General features: G+C 48.3%; 15 protein-coding genes, 1 tRNA gene and 3 rRNA genes. 17 read left to right on the top strand and 2 right to left on the bottom strand.

Annotated elements, in window-relative coordinates:
• Positions 1 to 4: 4 nt before the first annotated feature.
• Positions 5 to 2,026, top strand: coding sequence for an NAD-dependent DNA ligase LigA (gene ligA, locus MKZ13_RS27715; protein ID WP_339179736.1), 2,022 nt, complete (start codon positions 5 to 7; stop codon positions 2,024 to 2,026).
• Between the two features lie 115 nt (positions 2,027 to 2,141).
• Here ligA and MKZ13_RS27710 read toward each other — a convergent pair whose 3' ends face one another.
• A complete protein-coding gene (locus MKZ13_RS27710) occupies positions 2,142 to 3,521 on the bottom strand; it encodes a molybdopterin-dependent oxidoreductase (protein WP_339179734.1) in 1,380 nt (459 codons plus the stop codon).
• Positions 3,522 to 4,120: 599 nt separating this feature from the next.
• Between MKZ13_RS27710 and MKZ13_RS27705 the strand changes: the two genes are divergently transcribed.
• The 12 genes from MKZ13_RS27705 (at position 4,121) to pssA (ending at position 19,274) form a co-directional block, all read left to right on the top strand.
• A 16S ribosomal RNA gene (locus MKZ13_RS27705) occupies positions 4,121 to 5,673 on the top strand.
• A gap of 108 nt (positions 5,674 to 5,781) precedes the next feature.
• Positions 5,782 to 5,857, top strand: a tRNA-Ala gene (locus tag MKZ13_RS27700).
• Between the two features lie 210 nt (positions 5,858 to 6,067).
• Positions 6,068 to 8,995: ribosomal RNA gene (locus MKZ13_RS27695) — 23S ribosomal RNA — on the top strand.
• Between the two features lie 75 nt (positions 8,996 to 9,070).
• Positions 9,071 to 9,187, top strand: a 5S ribosomal RNA gene (rrf, locus tag MKZ13_RS27690).
• The 16S, 23S and 5S rRNA genes sit together here with 1 tRNA gene alongside, the layout of an rRNA operon.
• Positions 9,188 to 9,366: 179 nt before the next feature.
• Positions 9,367 to 10,542 (top strand): GNAT family N-acetyltransferase, encoded by a 1,176-nt coding sequence (locus MKZ13_RS27685; RefSeq protein WP_339179731.1) that lies wholly within the window; start codon positions 9,367 to 9,369, stop codon positions 10,540 to 10,542.
• Positions 10,543 to 11,003: 461 nt separating this feature from the next.
• Positions 11,004 to 11,465, top strand: coding sequence for a CtsR family transcriptional regulator (locus MKZ13_RS27680; protein WP_036607135.1), 462 nt, complete (start codon positions 11,004 to 11,006; stop codon positions 11,463 to 11,465).
• A 31-nt stretch (positions 11,466 to 11,496) separates the two neighbouring features.
• Complete coding sequence (locus tag MKZ13_RS27675; protein WP_237178603.1) at positions 11,497 to 12,021, top strand: UvrB/UvrC motif-containing protein; 525 nt, start codon at positions 11,497 to 11,499, stop codon at positions 12,019 to 12,021.
• A gap of 28 nt (positions 12,022 to 12,049) precedes the next feature.
• Positions 12,050 to 13,120 carry a protein arginine kinase gene (locus tag MKZ13_RS27670; protein ID WP_339179728.1) on the top strand — a complete coding sequence of 357 codons (1,071 nt, stop codon included), beginning with the start codon at positions 12,050 to 12,052 and terminating at the stop codon, positions 13,118 to 13,120.
• A 184-nt stretch (positions 13,121 to 13,304) separates the two neighbouring features.
• Positions 13,305 to 15,767 (top strand): ATP-dependent Clp protease ATP-binding subunit, encoded by a 2,463-nt coding sequence (locus MKZ13_RS27665; RefSeq protein ID WP_036607223.1) that lies wholly within the window; start codon positions 13,305 to 13,307, stop codon positions 15,765 to 15,767.
• A 272-nt stretch (positions 15,768 to 16,039) separates the two neighbouring features.
• The gene (gene radA / locus MKZ13_RS27660) at positions 16,040 to 17,407 is read left to right on the top strand and encodes a DNA repair protein RadA (RefSeq protein ID WP_036671578.1); all 1,368 of its coding nucleotides are present in this window, start codon (positions 16,040 to 16,042) and stop codon (positions 17,405 to 17,407) included.
• A gap of 13 nt (positions 17,408 to 17,420) precedes the next feature.
• Positions 17,421 to 18,497, top strand: coding sequence for a DNA integrity scanning diadenylate cyclase DisA (gene disA, locus MKZ13_RS27655; protein ID WP_047841130.1), 1,077 nt, complete (start codon positions 17,421 to 17,423; stop codon positions 18,495 to 18,497).
• A gap of 45 nt (positions 18,498 to 18,542) precedes the next feature.
• Positions 18,543 to 19,274 carry a CDP-diacylglycerol--serine O-phosphatidyltransferase gene (gene pssA, locus MKZ13_RS27650; RefSeq protein ID WP_017692048.1) on the top strand — a complete coding sequence of 244 codons (732 nt, stop codon included), beginning with the start codon at positions 18,543 to 18,545 and terminating at the stop codon, positions 19,272 to 19,274.
• A gap of 126 nt (positions 19,275 to 19,400) precedes the next feature.
• On the opposite strand, the gene MKZ13_RS27645 is transcribed toward pssA, so the two are convergent.
• Entirely contained in the window at positions 19,401 to 19,796 is a 396-nt protein-coding gene (locus tag MKZ13_RS27645) for a hypothetical protein (protein ID WP_017692049.1), read from the bottom strand.
• 172 nt (positions 19,797 to 19,968) lie between these two features.
• Here MKZ13_RS27645 and MKZ13_RS27640 point away from each other — a divergent pair, with 172 nt between their 5' ends.
• The 4 genes from MKZ13_RS27640 (at position 19,969) to gltX (ending at position 23,796) form a co-directional block, all read left to right on the top strand.
• Positions 19,969 to 21,054: a PIN/TRAM domain-containing protein gene (locus MKZ13_RS27640; RefSeq protein ID WP_047841132.1), complete on the top strand. Its 1,086-nt coding sequence runs from the start codon at positions 19,969 to 19,971 to the stop codon at positions 21,052 to 21,054.
• A gap of 82 nt (positions 21,055 to 21,136) precedes the next feature.
• Positions 21,137 to 21,832, top strand: coding sequence for a 2-C-methyl-D-erythritol 4-phosphate cytidylyltransferase (ispD, locus tag MKZ13_RS27635; RefSeq protein WP_221825258.1), 696 nt, complete (start codon positions 21,137 to 21,139; stop codon positions 21,830 to 21,832).
• Complete coding sequence (gene ispF, locus MKZ13_RS27630) at positions 21,829 to 22,305, top strand: 2-C-methyl-D-erythritol 2,4-cyclodiphosphate synthase (protein ID WP_017692052.1); 477 nt, start codon at positions 21,829 to 21,831, stop codon at positions 22,303 to 22,305. The genes ispD and ispF overlap by 4 nt, the downstream gene beginning before the upstream one ends.
• A 33-nt stretch (positions 22,306 to 22,338) precedes the next feature.
• Positions 22,339 to 23,796 (top strand): glutamate--tRNA ligase, encoded by a 1,458-nt coding sequence (gene gltX / locus MKZ13_RS27625; protein WP_339179723.1) that lies wholly within the window; start codon positions 22,339 to 22,341, stop codon positions 23,794 to 23,796.
• Positions 23,797 to 24,007 lie beyond the last annotated feature (211 nt).

Here is a 24,007-nt window from a genome sequence, read left to right as displayed (position 1 = left end):
CTGTATGGACCCGATGCACCGGATGGAGCAACTCGTTACCGAGCTGAACCAGCATAATTATCAGTACTACACGATGGATCAGCCACAGATCAGCGATAAGGAGTATGATCTTCTGTACGATGAACTGGTTACGCTGGAACAGGAAAGCGGCATGGTTCTGCCTGATTCTCCAACACAGCGTGTGGGTGGCGAACTGCTAAAGGGGTTTACCCCGCATCGCCACTTATCTTCCTTATGGAGTCTGGACAAAGCACAGAATATTGAGCAGCTTCGTAGCTGGAATACCCGTGTACTGAAACTGATTAATGACTATAACAGTAAAAATCCCGATACGCCTTTACCGGAACCAGGTTATGTAATCGAGTTGAAGTTTGACGGATTGACGTTGAACCTGACATACACCAACGGTGAGTTGGTGCAAGCCTCTACACGAGGGAACGGTACCGTAGGTGAAGGTATTTTGGCACAGGTAAGAACGATCCGATCCGTTCCGCTCAAAATTCCTTACACAAGCGGTACGATTGAAGTACAGGGTGAAGGCATCATGAATCTGTCTGTCTTGGACCGATACAATGAGACAGCGGCAGAGCCACTCAAGAATGCGCGTAATGCAGCAGCAGGAGCGCTCCGCAACCTGAATCCGAAGGCGACGGCTGAGCGTCGGTTGAATGCTTATTTTTATAATGTAGGTTATTCGGATGACATTCAGTTTGCCAATCATCAGCAGATGATGGACTTCCTGCGTGAGAACCGCTTCAAAGTGAATCCGTCGATTACTTATTTCCATGAGTTTGATGATGTGATGGAACAATTGGCTGCGATTCAGGAGAACCGGGGTCAGCTGGACTATCTGATCGATGGAGCTGTTATCAAAATTACGGACATGCGCACCCGCGAGGTGTTGGGTTATACCGATAAATTCCCTCGCTGGGCGGTGGCATATAAATTCGAGGCAGAAGAGACCACTACGGTTCTTAATGCTGTGGTATGGAATGTGGGCCGTACTGGCAAAGTAACTCCGCTGGCACGCGTAGAGCCGGTTGAACTTGCCGGAGTAACGGTACAGAACTGTACTTTGAACAATGTCGGCGATATTGAGCGCAAAAACCTGAAGTTTGCTCTGGGCACACGGGTCTTTATCCGTCGCTCCAACGACGTCATTCCTGAGATTCTGGGTAAAGTGACGGAGGAGAGTGATGGTGAGGAGATCGTCTTCCCTGAGCAGTGTCCTGCATGTGGATTCCCACTGGAGCAACGCGGAGCGCATCTGTTCTGTAACAATAGACTTGCGTGTAAACCACAAACGGTGGCACGTATTTCCCATTTTGCCTCCCGTGATGCCATGGACATTGAGACGTTCAGTGAGAAAACAGCGATTCAGTTGTATGATGAATTGAACGTACGTGAGCCTGCCGACCTGTATACGTTACAGTTTGATGATCTGGTGAAGCTGGAGCGGTTTGGGGAAAAGAAAGCGAACAACCTTATCGCTGCGCTTGAGCTTAGTAAAGATAGAGACTTGGCTTCCTTCTTATACTCACTGGGTATTCCGAACACAGGTAAATCGACAACGCGCATGCTCGCAGATCATTATCGAGATCTGCACGCCATTATGAATGCAACCGTGGAAGAACTGGTTGAACTACCCGACGTCGGTGGTATCGTGGCTGAGAGCATCGTAAACTTTTTTGTAGATCCTTTTACACAGGCTGCGATTGAGAAAATGCTCAACTTGGGCGTGAAAGCTCAGGCACCTGAGGCACCAGCCGTTGCTGTTGTGGAAGATTCCTTCTTCAGTGGTAAAACGGTCGTCTTGACCGGAACGCTGCACCAATTGACGCGCGAAGAGGCGACGCAAAGACTGGAAGCGCTCGGAGCGAAGGTGACTGGCAGTGTGTCGAAAAAGACAGATCTGGTTATTGCCGGAGAGAAGGCAGGTAGTAAACTAACCAAAGCTCATGATCTCGGTATTCCTACGATTGAGGATGAGGACGAACTTGTACGTCTTTTGAACCCACAGGGTTAGAGGATAAATGAACAAAAGAGTTCATATAAAAAAAGCCCCCGAAGACACGAATATGTGATCGGGGGCTTTTGCTATTTTACAACGAATGAACGCTCACCAATTTTATCTTATCTGATCATGATCCACTTAAATTGTTAGGAATGCGCTGAGATGCGCCTGTAAGCCATGCATCCTTGTCATATCCTCGTTCTTCCCAGTAACCGATATGTTCACTGTCGATGAGTTCAATGCGATTTAACCGTTTTACTGATTTGTAGGCATACATTTGAGGAATGACGAGCCGTACCGGACCGCCAAGATCAGCCGGGATAGGTTTGCCATCATGCATGACAGCGACCATAATATCCTCCATCTGCGCTTGATCCATCGTAATCGCATCTGTATACACACCATCACCGGAATAAAACTTTACACTATGAGCTTCCGGTTTGACCCCGGCTTGTTTCAAAAGCTGTGCAAGAGAAATGCCTTCCCAGGTATTCTTATATACAGACCAGCCCGTTACACAGTGGAAATCACTAACCTGTACGGTACGCGCCATCTTCACGAATTGTTCCCAATTCCAAATCTGTGCCCGCTCAACTAGTCCATCGATTCGGAAAGACCAGTTAGCATTGGAGAAGGATGGTATAGGCGTAACGGTATATACGCGGAAATGACCTTCAGCTCCGCCTCCAATGGGAGGTGAAGAGGCAGACAGCGGTTGTGGCAGAGGAACCATACGGTTAGGATCGTTCTCCAGCATGCTATCAATACTATTATCGATCTTGAGATTTCGTCCTACCCAGGATATAAAAGTAGGACCAAGAGTCACGGCGAGACCAACCCCCACAGTAGAACGGATGAAAGCTCGTCGTGTATACAACGGTTGAGGTCGCTCCTCTGATTTGAGGGGATCTCTCTCGGAACTGCGATCAAACTGGGAAGAAGATATAGCAGCCAGAGTTTCTTTTTCATCCAATATTGAATCAGATGGATCAGCTGAATTTTGAGTTCGTGTTGAAGTTGTAGGTGTAGTGGTTTTAACCGCACGACGTGCAGGGTCCTTTAACCATTTGGTCCGAGTGATGGAGTGATAGATAATATAAGGTAAGCCCACCCAAGTCAGCAGGTCATGGATCAGAAGTGCAGCATTCGACCATCGAGGTCCAGCCAGCTTGAACTGCCATAACACAATACCCGAGAGTAGCCAGCCTACCAGCAGAGCAAGAACAAAGATGGTGTTCACCCTTTGCCAAGGTCTGTTACGAAGCTGTTTCCAGTGCTTTCCGGCCAAAATCAAGTAATATACTACGGGTGCCAGCATAGCTAGCCCAACGATGATATGTAGCCATTTTAACCAGACACGTCCAATTCCGAGTATCTCTCGCCAAAAGCCGCCTACCAGCATAAGACCTGATATAGCAAGGATCACAACAATCCAGGCATTCCAAGAATGGATGGAAACCAACTTTTTGCCGTAACCTTTGCGTCTGTTCTTTAACCATTGCTTCAAGTGCGATCACCCCATATAGGTTAGTAATGAGTTTATTCAGAACTTTGATATGTAATAGCTAGCTGTGAATGGAGTACGTGATCTGTGTAAAGGTGCAATGTGAGATGGTTATACGATTGTTCATAGGCTACTTATGAAAGTAGTACACTTGACTGCTTAACCTTATCTCTATATCTATATACCTTATTATAGAGTTTTTGGATCACTTTCTCCAAACGAACAGAAGGGCAGGGATCGTTATCCCATCTTGGGTTCAGAGCATGTGCTAATCTGTCGAATACAGGTTGGAGGCAAGACACCGTAGATGAAAATATCATGATATCAAAAGGGTGATTAAAAATGCTTGCTAAATAAATCACTACGTGATATATTATTTCTTGTCGCTTCAAACGAATGATTGTCATAATCATTTGAAAGATGACGAAAACAAAGTGTTGACAGTAAGTTAGTTAACATGATATGATAAGATTCCTGTCCGGTTGACAAACATCAAGATAAACGGACATACAAGTTCCTTGAAAACTGAACAAATGGATAGTAACTTTTGATTCAAAATGAATCGTCAGATTCAAAATGAGCTTATCGCTCTTTTCAATACTTTATTGGAGAGTTTGATCCTGGCTCAGGACGAACGCTGGCGGCATGCCTAATACATGCAAGTCGAGCGGAGTATCAAGGAAGCTTGCTTCCTTGATAGTTAGCGGCGGACGGGTGAGTAACACGTAGGCAACCTGCCCTCAAGTTTGGGACAACTACCGGAAACGGTAGCTAATACCGAATAGTTGTTTTCTTCGCCTGAAGGAAACTGGAAAGACGGAGCAATCTGTCACTTGGGGATGGGCCTGCGGCGCATTAGCTAGTTGGTGGGGTAACGGCTCACCAAGGCGACGATGCGTAGCCGACCTGAGAGGGTGATCGGCCACACTGGGACTGAGACACGGCCCAGACTCCTACGGGAGGCAGCAGTAGGGAATCTTCCGCAATGGGCGAAAGCCTGACGGAGCAATGCCGCGTGAGTGATGAAGGTTTTCGGATCGTAAAGCTCTGTTGCCAGGGAAGAACGCTTGGGAGAGTAACTGCTCTCAAGGTGACGGTACCTGAGAAGAAAGCCCCGGCTAACTACGTGCCAGCAGCCGCGGTAATACGTAGGGGGCAAGCGTTGTCCGGAATTATTGGGCGTAAAGCGCGCGCAGGCGGTCATTTAAGTCTGGTGTTTAATCCCGGGGCTCAACCCCGGATCGCACTGGAAACTGGGTGACTTGAGTGCAGAAGAGGAGAGTGGAATTCCACGTGTAGCGGTGAAATGCGTAGATATGTGGAGGAACACCAGTGGCGAAGGCGACTCTCTGGGCTGTAACTGACGCTGAGGCGCGAAAGCGTGGGGAGCAAACAGGATTAGATACCCTGGTAGTCCACGCCGTAAACGATGAGTGCTAGGTGTTAGGGGTTTCGATACCCTTGGTGCCGAAGTTAACACATTAAGCACTCCGCCTGGGGAGTACGGTCGCAAGACTGAAACTCAAAGGAATTGACGGGGACCCGCACAAGCAGTGGAGTATGTGGTTTAATTCGAAGCAACGCGAAGAACCTTACCAGGTCTTGACATCCCTCTGATCGATGCAGAGATGTATCTTTCCTTCGGGACAGAGGAGACAGGTGGTGCATGGTTGTCGTCAGCTCGTGTCGTGAGATGTTGGGTTAAGTCCCGCAACGAGCGCAACCCTTATATTTAGTTGCCAGCACTTCGGGTGGGCACTCTAGATAGACTGCCGGTGACAAACCGGAGGAAGGTGGGGATGACGTCAAATCATCATGCCCCTTATGACCTGGGCTACACACGTACTACAATGGCCGGTACAACGGGCTGCGAAATCGCGAGATGGAGCCAATCCCAACAAAGCCGGTCTCAGTTCGGATTGCAGGCTGCAACTCGCCTGCATGAAGTCGGAATTGCTAGTAATCGCGGATCAGCATGCCGCGGTGAATACGTTCCCGGGTCTTGTACACACCGCCCGTCACACCACGAGAGTTTATAACACCCGAAGTCGGTGGGGTAACCGCAAGGAGCCAGCCGCCGAAGGTGGGATAGATGATTGGGGTGAAGTCGTAACAAGGTAGCCGTATCGGAAGGTGCGGCTGGATCACCTCCTTTCTATGGAGAATCGTTTCCTGCAACGGAAACATTCAAATACGCAGGTTCATAGAACCTGCAACAGCAACACAGTTACTTATCCATTTGTTCAGTTTTGATGGAATTTGAGGGGCCATAGCTCAGCTGGGAGAGCGCCTGCCTTGCAAGCAGGAGGTCAGCGGTTCGATCCCGCTTGGCTCCACCAAACAATTTCATCTATTTGGCTTGTTCTTTGAAAACTAGATATCGAAACGAAACAAACGCGAATTAGAACATTCCTTTAAGCTGATCTTGTGTAAACAAGTCAAGTGTATAAAGGTAGTTAAATTGCTTTTGTGAGGGTATCGGATGAGAGCGACTTTTGGCTTTGCGCAAGCAAAACAAGGGAAGCGAGCGACCGAAACCGGAACAAAATGGTTAAGCTACTAAGAGCACACGGAGGATGCCTAGGCGCTAGGAGCCGATGAAGGACGTGGCGAACAACGAAACTGCCTCGGGGAGCTGTAAGCAAGCTTTGATCCGGGGGTGTCCGAATGGGGAAACCCAGCTGGGGTAATTTCCAGTTACTCACAACTGAATACATAGGTTGTGTAGAGGCATACCAGGGGAACTGAAACATCTAAGTACCCTGAGGAAGAGAAAACAATAGTGATTCCGTCAGTAGCGGCGAGCGAACGCGGAGAAGCCCAAACCAAAGAGCTTGCTCTTTGGGGTTGTGGGACGTCTCACATGGAGTTACAAAGGAACCGGTTAAGCGAAGAGGTCTGGAAAGGCCCGCCAAAGAAGGTAAAAGCCCTGTAGTTGAAAGTCTGTTCCCTCCGAGACGGATCCCGAGTAGTGCGGGGCACGTGAAACCCCGTATGAATCCGGCAGGACCATCTGCCAAGGCTAAATACTTCCTAGCGACCGATAGTGAAGCAGTACCGTGAGGGAAAGGTGAAAAGCACCCCGGAAGGGGAGTGAAATAGAACCTGAAACCGTGTGCTTACAAAAAGTCAGAGCCCGTTTTAGGGGTGATGGCGTGCCTTTTGTAGAATGAACCGGCGAGTTACGTTCCCGTGCAAGGTTAAGGTGAAGAGCCGGAGCCGCAGCGAAAGCGAGTCTGAATAGGGCGACTTAGTACGTGGACGTAGACCCGAAACCGGGTGATCTACCCCTGTCCAGGGTGAAGGTGCGGTAACACGCACTGGAGGCCCGAACCCACGCATGTTGAAAAATGCGGGGATGAGGTGGGGGTAGCGGAGAAATTCCAATCGAACTCGGAGATAGCTGGTTCTCCCCGAAATAGCTTTAGGGCTAGCCTCGGAAAACAGAGTCGTGGAGGTAGAGCACTGATTGGGTGCGGGGCCCGCAAGGGTTACCAAGCTCAGTCAAACTCCGAATGCCATAGACTTACTTCCGGGAGTCAGACAGTGAGTGCTAAGATCCATTGTCAAAAGGGAAACAGCCCAGACCATCAGCTAAGGTCCCCAAGTGTGTGTTAAGTGGGAAAGGATGTGGAGTTGCACAGACAACCAGGATGTTGGCTTAGAAGCAGCCATCATTGAAAGAGTGCGTAATAGCTCACTGGTCGAGTGACTCTGCGCCGAAAATGTAACGGGGCTAAACACACCACCGAAGCTATGGCTTGATGCTTTGCATCAGGGGTAGGGGAGCGTTGTATAAGGGTTGAAGGTGTACCGTAAGGAGCGCTGGACATTATACAAGTGAGAATGCCGGTATGAGTAACGAAAAGATCAGTGAGAATCTGATCCGCCGAAAGCCTAAGGGTTCCTGAGGAAGGCTCGTCCGCTCAGGGTAAGTCGGGACCTAAGGCGAGGCCGAAAGGCGTAGTCGAAGGACAACAGGTCGAAATTCCTGTACCACCGTAAGCCGTTATGAGCAATGGGGGGACGCAGTAGGGTAGTGACGCGGACTGATGGATGTCCGTCTAAGCAGTGAGGCTGATGTGTAGGCAAATCCGCACATTGTAAGGCTGAGCTGTGATGGGGAGCGAAAATTATAGTAGCGAAGGTCATGATCTCACACTGCCAAGAAAAGCCTCTAGCCAGGTGATGGTGCCCGTACCGCAAACCGACACAGGTAGGCGAGAAGAGTATTCTAAGGCGCGCGGAAGAACTCTCGTTAAGGAACTCGGCAAAATGACCCCGTAACTTCGGGAGAAGGGGTGCCCCGGTAGTGTGAATAGCACGAGGGGGCCGCAGTGAAAAGGCCCAAGCGACTGTTTAGCAAAAACACAGGTCTGTGCGAAGCCGTAAGGCGAAGTATACGGGCTGACGCCTGCCCGGTGCTGGAAGGTTAAGGGGAGTGGTTAGGGAGTAATCCCGAAGCTGTGAACCGAAGCCCCAGTAAACGGCGGCCGTAACTATAACGGTCCTAAGGTAGCGAAATTCCTTGTCAGGTAAATTCTGACCCGCACGAATGGCGTAACGACTTGGGCGCTGTCTCAACGAGAGATCCGGTGAAATTTTAATACCTGTGAAGATGCAGGTTACCCGCGACAAGACGGAAAGACCCCATGGAGCTTTACTGCAGCTTGATATTGAATTTGGGTACGATCTGTACAGGATAGGTGGGAGCCTTTGAAGCATGAGCGCCAGCTTGTGTGGAGGCAACGTTGGGATACCACCCTGATCGTATCTAGGTTCTAACCTGGTACCGTAATCCGGTGCGGGGACAGTGTCAGGTGGGCAGTTTGACTGGGGCGGTCGCCTCCTAAAGAGTAACGGAGGCGCCCAAAGGTTCCCTCAGAATGGTTGGAAATCATTCGAAGAGTGCAAAGGCATAAGGGAGCTTGACTGCGAGACCTACAAGTCGAGCAGGGACGAAAGTCGGGCTTAGTGATCCGGTGGTACCGCATGGAAGGGCCATCGCTCAACGGATAAAAGCTACCCTGGGGATAACAGGCTTATCTCCCCCAAGAGTCCACATCGACGGGGAGGTTTGGCACCTCGATGTCGGCTCATCGCATCCTGGGGCTGAAGTAGGTCCCAAGGGTTGGGCTGTTCGCCCATTAAAGCGGTACGCGAGCTGGGTTCAGAACGTCGTGAGACAGTTCGGTCCCTATCTGTCGTGGGCGTAGGAAATTTGAGAGGAGCTGTCCTTAGTACGAGAGGACCGGGATGGACGTACCGCTGGTGTACCAGTTGTTCCGCCAGGAGCACCGCTGGGTAGCTATGTACGGACGGGATAAACGCTGAAAGCATCTAAGCGTGAAGCCCCCCTCAAGATGAGATTTCCCAGTATGTAAGACCCCTTGAAGACGACGAGGTAGATAGGCTGGGGGTGGAAGTGCAGCAATGCATGGAGCTGACCAGTACTAATCGGTCGAGGGCTTATCCAATAGCAAGTGATAATTCGCATGTTTCGTTTCGAATCTAGTTTTCAGAGAACAACACTCTGAAATGTAAGCTACGCGTTTGGTGGCGATGGCGGAGGGGTTCCACACGTACCCATCCCGAACACGACCGTTAAGCCCTCTAGCGCCGATGGTACTTGGACCGCAGGGTCCTGGGAGAGTAGGACGCCGCCAAGCGAAGAACCACTGCCGATGTTATTCGGTGGTGGTTTTTATTTGTTTATTTAAGGGGATGCGAAAGCATCTCTTATTTGACTTTGTAAGAATCCTCTGACACACTCTAAGGGGTACATATATCACATATCAGGCCATGATTTGGATTGATAATAACTCTAGCGAATGGGGTGTAGGACGACATGGAAATTCAGAAATTGACGGTAGATGATTTTGAACCGGCGATGGCACTCTCCGAATATGCTTTTCAAGTAGTAATGGGTGAAGAACAGAAAGAAAAACGGAGGAGTCAATTTTCGTCACAGGATATATGGGGTGTATATGAGGACGGGCAACTAGGAGCCAAACTTCACATCATTCCTTTTCAAACCTATATTCATGGCAGATCGTTCGAGATGGGCGGTATTGCGGGTGTTGCCACCTGGCCAGAGTATAGACGCAAAGGCTGGGTAGCGGGTCTGCTGAAGCATGCGTTGGAAGAAATGAATCGTAACAAACAAAGTATATCATTCTTGCATCCATTCTCCTTTGGTTTCTATCGGAAGTATGGATGGGAGACGTATGTTGAATTTAAACGTTATAAAGTGCCTGCAGCTCATTTGCCTTCGAAAAAAGCGACACCTGGAACGATTCGGCGTGGGGATCCGGCCCTCAGCATACTAAAGGAAGTATACAGTGCTTATGCTGAGCGTTATAACGGAACTCTGGTTCGGGATGATGCAAGGTGGGAGAATTCAGTTCTTGTTAATGGGACCAGCCAGAAGGCTGTATATTACGATGAAGCTGATGCAGCACAAGGTTATCTTTTATATGAGGTTAAGGAAAATAAATTTACCATTAAAGAGATCATCTATCTGAATGAAGAGGCGAGGCAAGGGCTGTGGACCTTCATTGCTAACCATGATTCCATGATCCAGGAAGTTACGTTGCAGGCGCCTGCCAGTGATACGCTTGCCTTCCAACTGGATAACCCACGGATTCAGCAGGAGATTGTACCTTATTTTATGGCGCGTATCGTTAGTGTAGAGCAGTTTATATCTCAGTATCCATTTGCAAGCCAGGACTCACCGGTGCAGATTGTTCTACAGGTAGAGGATACCTACGCTCCGTGGAATGAAGGGGTATGGCAATTAAACGTGGCAATGAACGGAACAGCGTCCATATGGAAAACTTCGGAGGCAATTAATGATGATCAGACCATTAAGGTGGATATTCAATCCCTTACCGCGGTGCTGATGGGATATCGCAGACCAACGGAAATGGCACGAATCGGAAGAATTCACGGACCGAACACAGCAATCATGGCTTTGGAAGAAGCGATTCCTGAACGGGAAACCTATTTGCTTGATTTCTTCTGATAGCTATTCCCACTGCTCCATTTAACTTGATTAGCTTATATAGAAATACGGCGTGATCGAAAGACAAATGGACTTCTCCAGCAATTTTGGGGAGGTTTTTTTGTGTCCGGGGAATATTTCGTGTAAAATCGTAAAAAATGAATAGTGACCCCACTTGGCAAAACCACAAAATATGCTATAATGGTTATAAAGTCAAAGAAAGTCAAAGTCAACTAAAGGTTTAATACTTAAGTAGCTTTCTTTCTACAATCTGATGCATGATCGCCAATATACGGGATTCATTTCGTTGGAGGATCAAGGGAATATTAAAGGACCTTCGTGCTTCCTTCGCTCTCCTGTTGACACCTTTGGAAGCAAGATTCGCTGTTTCCCTGATTGGTTAAATGGGTAGAGAAGGTGTACTCTGTGGGGGCGTGTGGGTCCTTATTGACTTAACGTTTCAGACAGTGGAGGATGATTGGATGCGTAATATCTCTGATATTATCGAACGATATCTGAAGAGTATTTTGCATGAAAGTCCCGAAGGAATGGTTGAAATTCAGCGTAATGATCTGGCAGATCAATTCTCATGTGTACCTTCCCAGATCAATTATGTCATCAGCACACGTTTTACACTCGAGAAGGGATACCTGGTAGAGAGTAAACGCGGCGGTGGTGGTTATGTTCGCATACAGCGCATTGAATTACCGGCCCAATCAGCTCTGCATAATCATTTGCACCATAGTATTGGTGAAGAGATCGGGCAGACAGCTGCCGAAGGATTGATCTATCAATTGGAAGAAGCACGCTTCTTGAGCAAGCGGGAAGCCGGGTTGATGCGAGCTGCTGTATCTAGAGAGGTTATATTAGTCAAACTTCCTTACCGGGATCAAATTCGTGCCAGAATGTTGAAGGCGATGTTAATATCTTTGCTCGGTAAATGAAAACTATCGGGGTCAAAGGAGGTACATCAATATGCTGTGCCAAGAATGCAATAAACGTCCGGCGACACTTCATTTTACGAAGATCGTAAATGGAGAGAAGACGGAATTCCATATTTGTGAGTCATGTGCCCGTGAAAAAGGGGAAATGATCCCTGGAACAGCAGGTGGGTTTTCCATTCACAACTTATTGTCTGGATTGCTTGATTTTGATCCAGCCAGCAAAAGTGGATCGGCAGGAACACCCCCTGCAAAAGCACTTCAATGTGAAGAGTGTGGTATGACGTATTCACAATTTAGCAAGATAGGCCGGTTCGGCTGCAGTTCATGTTATAAATATTTTGACAGCCGCCTGGATCCTTTGTTCAAGCGGGTTCATGGTAATACGTCCCATGTAGGCAAAGTGCCTGCACGAGCTGGTGGTCGCATCAAGGTGAAACGGCAAATCGCTGATCTGAAGCGTGAGCTCCAGGAGAGCATCGCGCAAGAGGAATTTGAAGAGGCGGCTCAGATCCGTGACCAGATCAGAGGACTTGAAAAAGGAATAGCTCAGGAGTAAAGTTTGTCATGAGTAGGAGGGATGTGTAATGCCTAATCTGCGCTTTACAGAGAAGGCGCTCAGCGACTGGATGCGCAGTGATGCGGCTGATTCCGAAATTGTCATTAGCAGCCGTGTCCGGATTGCACGCAACCTTCAGCATATTCCGTTTCCGATGCTGGCTTCCAATGAGCAATCGGAAGAGGTGCTGAATAAGCTGAGCGAAGTACTTCAATACGATGACGTTCATGCCTTTGGGGATTTTCATACGTTGGATCTGATCGATATTGACGAACTCGACAAACGGGTGCTGGTGGAGAAACATCTCATCAGTCCAAGTCTTGCGAATGAATCCAGGAATGGTGCGGTTATTCTCAGTGAGGATGAGTCTGTCAGTATTATGATTAACGAAGAGGATCATCTTCGTATCCAGTGCCTCTATCCGGGGTTCCAGGTGAAAGAAGCCTGGGAGAAAGCTTCCGCAATAGATGATGCTTTTGAAGCGCACGTGGATTATGCTTTTGATGATCGCAGAGGATACTTAACCAGCTGTCCTACTAATGTAGGTACAGGTGTTAGAGCATCGGTTATGATGCACTTGCCTGCCCTGGTGATGACACAACAGATTGGCCGCATTTTAACCGCAGTTTCCCAAGTGGGTTTAACTGTAAGGGGGATATACGGTGAAGGCAGTGAGGCGATGGGTAACCTGTTCCAGATCTCGAACCAGATTACTTTGGGACAGACCGAACAGGAAGTCATCGAGAACCTGCATGGTGTTGTATTACAGATGATAGGTCATGAGCGTACAGCCAGAGAACGGTTAATTACCGACTCCAGAGTTCGGATTACGGATCGTGTCATGCGCTCTTACGGCATATTGTCTCATGCAGCTATTGTGGATTCCAAGGAAGCTGCACAGCGCTTATCTGATGTACGCCTTGGCGTGGATCTCGGTTTGTTGGATGGACTGTCCATTACGGTAATGAATGAGTTGAATGTGATGACACAGCCGGGATTCTTGCAGAAAACGTTCGGGGAAGATATGCGCACAGATGAGCGTGACATCTACCGTGCTCAGTTGATTCGTGATACGATCAATGCAGCGAAGCAGTCCTAGCTTAGCCTAATATTGTATTGAATTATGGTTTCATGCCGCATTGCGGCTTTTATATAATAAGGCATGTACAAATGCCAAATGACTTTATTCGCAGCACGGCTGCAAACAAAAATGATATGAAGAATACGACGGTTATTTCATTACATGACCTCGTTTTATCCAAAACCATGGAGGTGCAGGAGATATGATGTTTGGAAGATTTACGGAACGGGCCCAAAAGGTGCTCGCACTCGCGCAGGAAGAAGCTGTCCGTCTCGGTCATAATAACATCGGTACTGAGCATATTTTGCTCGGCCTCATTCGTGAAGGCGAAGGCATCGCAGCCAAAGCACTGATCGGCCTGGGACTCGGATTAGAAAAAATTCAGGATGAAGTAGAAACGCTGATTGGCCGTGGCCAAGAGCAACCTACCAACATTGCATATACGCCACGTGCGAAAAAAGTAATTGAACTGTCTATGGATGAAGCTCGTAAATTGGGCCACACTTATGTAGGCACAGAGCATATCCTGCTCGGATTGATTCGTGAAGGCGAGGGTGTTGCAGCACGTGTGCTCAATAACCTGGGAATTAGCCTGAACAAAGCACGTCAACAAGTGTTGCAATTGCTTGGCAGCAGTGAAGCTGTATCCAGTCATAATGGAACACCTGCCAATGTAAGCACACCAACGCTGGACAGTCTGGCACGTGACCTCACGGCTTATGCGAGAGAGAACAACCTGGACCCCGTCATTGGGCGTAGTAAAGAAATTGAACGTGTCATCCAAGTGCTCAGCCGTCGTACGAAGAACAACCCGGTATTGATCGGTGAGCCAGGTGTAGGTAAAACAGCGATTGCTGAAGGCCTTGCACAAAAAATCATCGCAAATGAGATTCCGGAAACATTACGCGACAAACGTGTAATGACTCTGGATATGGGTTCTGTAGTTGCTGGAACCAAATATCGTGGTGAGTTTGAAGATCGTCTGAAAAAAATCATGGATGAGATCCGCCAAGCAGGTAACATTGTCCTGTTTATCGACGAATTGCATACCTTGATTGGCGCAGGCGGAGCTGAAGGCGCAATCGATGCTTCTAACATTTTGAAACCGGCTCTGGCCCGTGGAGAATTGCAATGTATCGGTGCGACAACACTGGATGAATATCGTAAATACATCGAGAAGGATGCAGCGCTTGAGCGTCGTTTCCAACCGATTACTGTAGATCAGCCTTCTCCGGAAGAAGCGATTCAAATCTTGCACGGCTTGCGTGACCGTTATGAGGCGCATCACCGCGTGAAAATCACGGACGAAGCAATTGTGCAGGCGGTTAAACTGTCTGATCGTTACATTACAGACCGTTTCCTGCCGGATAAAGCGATTGACCTGATTGATGAAGCGGGTTCCAAAGTAAGATTGAACTCTTACACGATCCCACCAAACCTGAAACAACTGGAAAGCCGTCTGGAAGATATCCGTAAGGAAAAAGACGCTGCAGTTCAAAGTCAGGAGTTCGAAAAAGCAGCAGCTCTGCGTGATACGGAACAAAAAATCCGTGAAGAGCTGGATGTAACGAAGAACCAGTGGAAAGAGAAACAAGGTCGCACCGATTCCGAGGTTACTCCTGAGGATATCGCACAAGTGGTAGCCAGCTGGACCGGAATTCCTGTGAACCAACTGAAAGAAGAAGAGACACAGCGTCTGATGAATCTGGAGTCTATTCTACATGAACGTGTCATCGGTCAGGATGAGGCAGTGAAGTCTGTCAGCCGTGCGGTTCGTCGTGCTCGTGCAGGACTTAAAGATCCAAAACGTCCGATGGGTTCATTCATTTTCCTCGGCCCTACAGGGGTAGGTAAAACAGAACTTGCTCGTGCTCTGGCTGAAGCGATGTTCGGCGATGAAAATGCAGTAATCCGGATTGATATGTCCGAGTATGGTGAGAAACACTCGACTTCCCGACTTGTCGGAGCGCCTCCAGGATATGTTGGGTACGAAGAAGGTGGCCAGCTGACAGAGAAAGTTCGTCGCAAACCATATTCCGTAGTCCTGCTCGATGAAATCGAGAAAGCACATCCAGAAGTATTCAATATCTTGTTACAAGTGCTTGAGGATGGTCGACTGACGGATTCCAAAGGTCGCGTCGTTGACTTCCGCAATACGCTGATTATCTTGACATCCAACGTGGGTGCCGAAGCGATCAAACGTAACTCTACACTGGGCTTCACTGCAGTTGTAGATGCAGGAGCAGATTATGACAACATGAAGGGGAAAGTGATGGATGAGCTGAAGAAAAGCTTCCGTCCAGAGTTCCTTAACCGGATTGATGAAATTATCGTGTTCCACTCACTCGAAGAAAAACACATTGCTGAAATTGTTACGCTTATGAGTGAAGAACTTCGTAAACGACTGCTCGAACATGAGGTCGATTTCGAACTCACTGATAATGCCAAGTCTTTCCTTGCGAAGTCAGGCTTTGATCCAGCTTACGGTGCGCGTCCGCTTCGTCGGGCGATCCAGAAGCATATCGAGGACAAATTGTCCGAAGAGTTGCTCACAGGTAACGTAACCAAAGGGGATTCATTGCTCATCGACGAAGAGAATGGTGCACTGTCTGTTACGAAAAAAGACGTGGTCGTTCCGTCCAATGAGGAAATCGAAACCAAATAATATTTAGCAAGCTTTGAAGTTAAACTTCAGCTTGTATTGATCCATAATCCTTAATCAAATCCTTCTCGGCTTCGGCCGGGGAGGATTTTTTGCACTTTGGACAGAAGACGGACATGATTATGTTAGGAACATGTGTAAAGTTTGCGATAATCCTTTACGAAAAATCTCAAACAATGGTAAACTTTTAGTAACCCTGCACGTCAGGAAGTTTGGGTGAAATTCGTCGAATAATGCAAAATGCTGTTATAAAACTAAATTATAGGAGTGCTGAAGTGGCCAAAGTTAAAACCAAGTTTCAATGTACGGAATGCGGCTATGAAGCCCCCAAGTGGTACGGTAAGTGTCCGGGTTGTCAGTCATGGAATTCAATGGTGGAAGAAACAGAGACGGTGGTCAAAACACAAGGGAGAAATTCTCCTCTGTTTGACAGTAAAGATAAACCGCTTCCTATCATAGATATAGATAGCGGTCAGGAACCGCGTGTACAGACTGGAATCGGAGAGTTGAACCGGGTATTGGGTGGCGGAATCGTTCCGGGTTCACTCGTTCTGGTGGGCGGAGATCCGGGTATTGGTAAATCAACGTTGATGTTGCAGACGTCCCATGCTTTGACGCACTCGGGTTTGCGTGTGTTATATGTTTCCGGTGAGGAATCAGTCAAGCAAACCAAATTGCGGGCAGACCGTCTCGGGGCACTCTCTGCCGAGTTGTATGTACTGTGTGAAACCAATATGGAACGTGTAGAGGAAGCGGTGGATCAGATCCAGCCGCATTTTCTGGTCATCGACTCCATTCAGACGGTATATCTTCCCGAAGTTACCAGTGCGCCAGGTAGTGTAGCGCAGGTAAGGGAATGTACGTCAAGGTTCATGCGGATTGCCAAAGGCAGAGGCATTGCAACGGTTCTTGTGGGGCATGTTACCAAAGAAGGTGCCATTGCCGGTCCACGTATGTTAGAACATATGGTGGATTGCGTGCTTTATTTTGAAGGAGAACGGCATCATACGTATCGCCTGCTGCGTGCGGTGAAGAACCGTTTTGGTTCAACCAATGAGATTGGCATTTTTGAAATGGGCGAGGATGGACTTCGTGAGGTGGGCAATCCGTCCGAACTCTTTTTGTCGGAACGTCCACTGGGTGTAGCAGGTTCAACGGTAGTTGCCAGTATGGAGGGTACACGCCCTCTGCTCGTGGAATTGCAGGCGTTGATCTCGACCACACATTTCCCTTCTCCCCGCCGTATGGCAACAGGGGTAGATCTGCATCGACTAAATCTGATCATTGCAGTGCTGGAGAAAAGAATGGGCATGTTTTTACAGACCCAGGATGCGTATCTGAACGTGGCTGGTGGAGTACGGTTGGATGAGCCTGCTGTAGATTTGGCTGTTGCTGTCAGTATTGCATCCAGTTTGAGAGATGTACCGACCAAGCCGGATGACGTCATCTTTGGCGAGATTGGTCTGACAGGTGAGGTTCGAGCCGTATCACGGGCCGAACAACGAGTGAAGGAAGCCGCAAAGCTGGGCTTCAAGCGAGTCATTTTACCAGAAAAAAGCTTAAAGGGCTGGAAACATCCTCGCGGGATACAACTGATCGGTGTGAATACCGTGGCAGATGCACTAGCGGTTGCTTTAGATTAGGGGGCATAACAAGATGAAAGATATGAGCCAACTGGATAATATGAATGAGTTGTTAAGGCTGATCGCACCAGGTACACCTTTCCGCGAAGGTCTGGAAAATGTGCTGCGCGCCAAGACGGGCGCACTGCTTGTTGTAGGATACAGCCCTGAAGTAATGGAAGTGGTGGATGGGGGATTCTCGATTAACTGTGATTTCTCCCCGAACTATCTGTATGAACTCGCCAAGATGGATGGAGCCATTATTCTTAGCGAGGATTTGAAGCGTATTCTTTACGCCAATACCCAGTTAATCCCGGATTCATCTATCTCTTCATCAGAGACGGGGATTCGTCACCGGACGGCAGAGCGTGTAGCGAAGCAAACGGGTAAATTGGTCGTATCCATATCACAGCGACGGAATATCATTACCTTGTATCAGGGAACACTTCGTTATTCCCTCAAGGAAATCGGGGTTATTTTGACCAAAGCGAATCAAGCGATTCAAACCCTGGAGAAATACAAAGCGGTATTAACACAGTCCCTTACGAATCTGAGTGCTTCGGAATTTGAGGAATTAGTAACGATTCCTGAAGTGGTTAATGTGATTCAGCGTACCGAAATGGTGATGCGGATCAAAACGGAAATCAAACGATACATTCATGAACTTGGGAATGAGGGACGACTCATTTCCATGCAAATGGAAGAGCTCGTGGGTACAACGGAAGAAGAAGCCTGGTTATTGTATAAAGACTATGCCCGTGACGACAGTGATGACAAAATCCGTGAAATTATCGTGGGACTGAAAAGATTGTCGGACGATGAGTTGCTGGATGCACATCATATTGTCCGTCTGCTCGGCTATCCATCATCAGCGGCTACTTCTGAGGATTCGGTTGCCCCTCGTGGATTCCGGGTATTAAATAAGATCCCCCGCCTGCCCAATGTCATTATCCATAATTTGGTGGATCAATTCGAACAATTGCCTCATGTGATTATGGCTACAATTGAAGAACTGGACGAAGTGGACGGTATTGGTGAAGTTCGTGCCCGGACCATTAAGGAAGGCCTCAAACGTTTGCAGGAGCAGATGTTTATCGACAGACAGATGTAAGGGTTTGCCTATATAAAGGCTTGAAATGGATGAGGTGAAACAACGATGCTAACCAGATTCATTCCGAATCTCTTTACCCTGGGTAATCTGTTTCTTGGAATGATGGCAATTTTGCTTGCGATTGATGGAAATTACAGTTTGGCTGCCATTATGGTCATTGTAGCGATGCTACTGGATGGTCTGGATGGCCGAGTGGCACGTGCACTTAATGCCCAAAGCGAATTCGGCAAGGAACTGGATTCCTTGTCTGACATGGTTTCCTTTGGTGCAGCACCAGCCCTGATCATATTTATGGTGTCGTTTCAAGATTCGATGCCGATCCTCGCCTGGATCGCAACAGCGGCTTTTCCGATCTGTGGAGCCATTCGTCTTGCTCGGTTTAATGTTCGTCCGGGAATTCCCGGGTATTTCACAGGTCTGCCGATTCCCGCAGCCGGTGGGGTGCTGGCTACACTGTCCTTGTTCAATAAGGATATTGGTCCGGTTAGCATGATGATTGCTACATTGCTGTTATCGTATCTGATGGTGAGTTCGCTTAAATATCCCAATTTCAAAAAGGTCGGTTTGCCACGCAAGGCAATCTGGATTGCACCATGGGTTGTGTTATTTGCCATAGCCGTAGCCGTTATTTTCCCGGAGCAGTTATCCAAATTGATCTTTATTCCTCTGGTGTTATACGCCTTGTATGGAATGAAGCATAATGTGCGAACAGCGGCCTCGCGTAGTCGGGCGAAAAAGCGCAAGGATGAGAAATCTTCCCGTCCTTCCGATCGTTAAGTCGCCTTGGGGACAGACACTATACTAAGAAAGCACGTACTCTCCTGAACTGGAGAATGCGTGCTTTTTGTTTATTCAGATCTATTTACGGTAAAAGAAACCCTTACGGACGACATACATATCTTCTTACGACAGATTAAACATCCCTAACGTTGAACATTTCTGTGATTCGTGATTTACGACCTCTTCCATGTTAATGTCCAGCAGATTGCAGAGAGCCGACATGTAGAACAGGTTCCGCCCTAGTTCAGAGCTGATGACCTCTCTGCAGTTCTCACACAACTCACCTTCCACATGCGTTTCCAGCAGGCCCTTGGTTTGAGCGATATCGCTCTCCGGGGCATATTTCTGCTTGGTGGCGTGCAGCTCGATGCAGCCGCATTCGGTAATGGCTTTGGACACGGCACGGTTAACAGACGCTCCGGCTTGTCCCGTTTTGGAAAGTACATCAATCAGGCTGCGATGACGCAGCAACAGTTCAGAAACTTGATCCTGGAAAGCCTGTAAACTTAGCGTACTCATTTTGCCACTCACCTCGGGATATGAATTGAATTCATTATATGCCAATAATTTACCTACTTTCAACTGACGATTGCAACATTTCCAAAAAGTTCTTCCAGATGGGATTAGCAATTCAGGAATTGGATCATACTGGATATAAAGTCAAGATACATTGAAGGAGGTGCAGGGACTAATGTGGAAAAAAGGCATTTTAACTTTTACAGGATTGTGCGGTGCATGGTTCGGCTACACGGCATATCATCTGGCAGGAAAATCGGTCCCATGGATGGCTGAGTGGATTCAGTCAGCAGGATTACTGGGAGCTGGTATATCGACACTGCTGGGAGCTGTAATGTTTATGGCTGTATGTAATATTGGTGGAACATTGATGGCAGACAGGCTGCATAGTGGAATCGATTCATTGGCAAAAGTACCTATGAACGAACTGGCTGCAGGTGCCGCAGGTACGGTGGCTGGGTTGCTGGTGGCCTTGTTGCTCTACCCTGTTGTGGGATGGATGGGGACGGCAGGAGAAGTGCTGCAAGTGGCGCTGACGGTGATTAGTGCTTATTCCGGTTATACCCTTGCCATGGCGAAGAAAGACGATCTGGGGGCCTTCTGGATGTCTGGGCGATGGGGTCATCCCGAGGTGGACGAGGATAGACGGATGGAAGAACATAAGATTCTGGATACCAGTGTTATTATCGATGGGCGTATCGCTGATATATGCAAAACCGGATTCATTGAAGGCACGATCGTAATTCCGGAATTCGTTCTGGAGGAGTTACAGCATATTGCCGATTCATCGGATCTGCTCAAGCGGAACAGAGGACGGCGTGGACTGGACATTTTGAACAAAATCCAGAAGGAACTTGATGTAAAAGTCCTGATCTATGAGGGGGATTTCGAGGAAATCTCCGAGGTGGACAGCAAACTGGTTAAACTGGCTAAAGTGCTTCAGGGCAAAGTGGTCACCAATGACTTTAACCTGAACAAAGTGTGTGAACTCCAAGGTGTATCTGTGTTGAACATTAATGATCTCGCCAATGCGGTTAAGCCAGTTGTTCTGCCAGGTGAGGAGATCATGGTGCAGATCATCAAGGATGGCAAGGAGCATGGTCAAGGTGTAGCCTATCTGGATGATGGCACTATGATCGTTGTGGAGGGCGGACGCGAGTATATCGGCATGATGATGGAAGTGCTGGTGACCAGTGTGTTGCAGACTTCAGCGGGACGAATGATTTTTGCCAAGCCGAAACTGTTGGAAAAAGCCCAATAAAGCGGTATGATGGGTAGTGTATCGTTGAATGATATTGTATATCTTCGGACGATAAACTGACAGACAAGGCAGGGATTGCGGCATGGATAAAGGGTGGGGCGTTGTCATTGTGGCAGCAGGTCGCGGAACCCGGATGGGGACGACCGAGAGCAAACAGTTTCTGTTGCTGCAGGACAAGCCCGTTTTCATACATACGCTTGAGGTATTTGCTGCGCTGGACGAGATCCGCGAGATGGTGCTGGTCACAGGAGCCGCAGATGTTGAACGCTGCCAGGATTGGGTAAAAGAATACCAACTGGATTCACGTGTCCGTGTTATCCCCGGAGGGAAAGAGAGACAACATTCTGTCCATAAAGGCCTTGAGGCACTTGGGACGGATTGGGTTCTCGTTCACGACGGGGTACGTCCTTTTGTGAACCATGAGCAGATCAAGGGATGCATGGCGGCCGCCATATCCGGTGGTGGAGCAGCTGTGCTGGCGGTTCCCGTGAAGGATACGATCAAACAAGTGAATGCGGAAGGAGTCGTTACGGCGACGCCAGACCGCAGCAGTCTGTGGAGCATTCAAACCCCGCAGGCTTTTCGTCTTTCTTCCCTGCTCTCCGCCTACGCATCAGCCGAGCAGGATGGATTTCTGGGAACAGATGATGCCATGCTGGCTGAACGTCAGGGGATGTCGGTCAAGGTTGTGGAAGGCAATTATACCAATATCAAATTAACAACGCCGGAAGATTTGCAATATGCTGCGTTTTTGCTGGGGGGAGAGAAGAAGCGATGATACGTGTAGGACAGGGATTTGATGTACATCAGCTGGTAGAGGGACGCCCGTGCATTATTGGCGGAGTAACGATTCCTTATGAAAAAGGACTGCTGGGTCACTCGGACGCAGACGTGCTGTTGCACGCGATTAGTGATGCCATTTTGGGTGCGCTGGCACTTGGGGATATTGGCAAACACTTCCCGGATACCGATCCGGAATTCAAAGATGCCGACAGCCTGAAATTGCTGGAGCATGTATGGCAGCTTGTGAAGGATCGCGGGTATAAGCTAGGGAATATTGATTCAACGATTATTGCCCAGAAGCCAAAGATGGCTCCTTACATCCCACAGATGGCTGAGGTTATTGCCAAGGCACTGGAAGCGGATGTAACGCAGGTGAACGTGAAAGCAACAACTACAGAGCAATTGGGATTCCCAGGACGGGGAGAGGGCATTGCCGCTCAATCCGTTGTTTGCCTTGTACGTGTGTGATATCATCAATCAATTAGCGACGGAGGGGATCATATGAGCACGGAAATTCGTGTGCGTTACGCGCCGAGCCCAACGGGACACCTGCATATCGGGAATGCCCGTACGGCGTTGTTTAACTATCTATATGCCAAACATAATAACGGTAAATTCATTATTCGTATTGAAGATACGGACGTGAAACGGAATATTGCCGGTGGTGAAGAAAGCCAACTGAAATACCTGAAATGGCTCGGAATTGAGTGGGACGAAAGTATTGACGTGGGCGGAGAATACGGACCATACCGTCAAACGGAACGTCTGGACCTCTATCGTAAATATACGCAGGAATTGCTGGATAAAGGTCTGGCTTACCGTTGCTTCTGCACGGAGGAAGAATTGGAGCAAGAGCGCGAGGAACAGTCAGCACGTGGAGAAACACCGCGTTATTCTGGCAAACACCGTGACCTGACTCCAGAGCAAATTAGTGCGTTTGAAGCGGAAGGCCGCGTAGCGAGTATTCGTTTCCGGGTGCCGGAAGAGCGCACATATACATTTGAGGATATGGTTAAAGGCACAATATCGTTCAACAGCAAGGAATCCGGTGACTTCGTCATTGTGAAAAAAGACGGCATTCCCACGTACAACTATGCTGTTGCTGTGGATGATCACTTGATGAAGATCTCCCACGTCCTGCGTGGGGAAGATCACATCTCGAACACGCCGCGTCAACTGATGATCTATGAAGCGCTCGGCTGGGAGCCGCCGCAATTCGGTCATATGACGCTGATCGTGAATGAAAATCACAAGAAGCTGAGTAAACGGGATGAATCCGTTATTCAGTTTATTGAGCAGTATGATCAGCTCGGCTATTTGCCTGAAGCGATGTTTAACTTTATTTCCTTACTCGGCTGGTCGCCGGAAGGGGAAGAAGAGATCTTCTCGCAAGAGCAGCTGATCTCCATTTTTGATACGAAACGTCTGTCCAAGAGCCCGGCGGTATTTGATACCCACAAGCTGGCTCACTTGAATAACCACTATATCAAACATGCTGACCCGGAACGTATTGCCGAGATGGCCATTCCGCATCTGCAAAAGGCTGGACGTATTTCTTCCGAGCTGTCTGCTGAACAAAAAGAATGGGCTTATACACTGGTACACCTGTACCAGGAGCAGATGAATTCTGCCTCCGATATTGTCGAATTGTCGGAAGTATTCTTCCGTTCCAATCTGGAGCTTGAAAGTGAAGGAGAAGCAGTGCTTGCTGAGGAGCAGGTGCCAACCGTACTGAAGGCATTTGCGGATAAAGTACAGGCGAGCGAAGAGTTTACTCCAAGCAAAATGGCTGCATTGATCAAGGAAGTACAGAAAGAAACCGGCTTTAAGGGCAAACAGCTCTTTATGCCAATTCGTGTAGCCTTGACTGGACAGACGCATGGACGGGATTTGAACCAAACGATCGTACTTCTGGGTCGTGATTCGGTGATCGAACGTTTGCTTACACAAGTAAAATAATCTTAGTCGAAGACATTCCGTTTATTTGGAATCTGAACACAGTCCTATTATGGATGGATTACGTAGCAAGCTGTTGTCAGTCTGAGGCCTTTTCGCTATAATAACAACACAACGAATAATTGATATGATTTATCTAATAGAACAGCAAAGATCGGGAGGAGTAGACTGACCCGGACAGATTCAGAGAGGATGGTCCCGCAGCAAAGAAAGA

Source organism: Paenibacillus sp. FSL R5-0701 (genome assembly GCF_037973995.1).
Classification (GTDB): domain Bacteria; phylum Bacillota; class Bacilli; order Paenibacillales; family Paenibacillaceae; genus Paenibacillus.
This window is presented reverse-complemented; position numbering and strand designations above follow the sequence as displayed.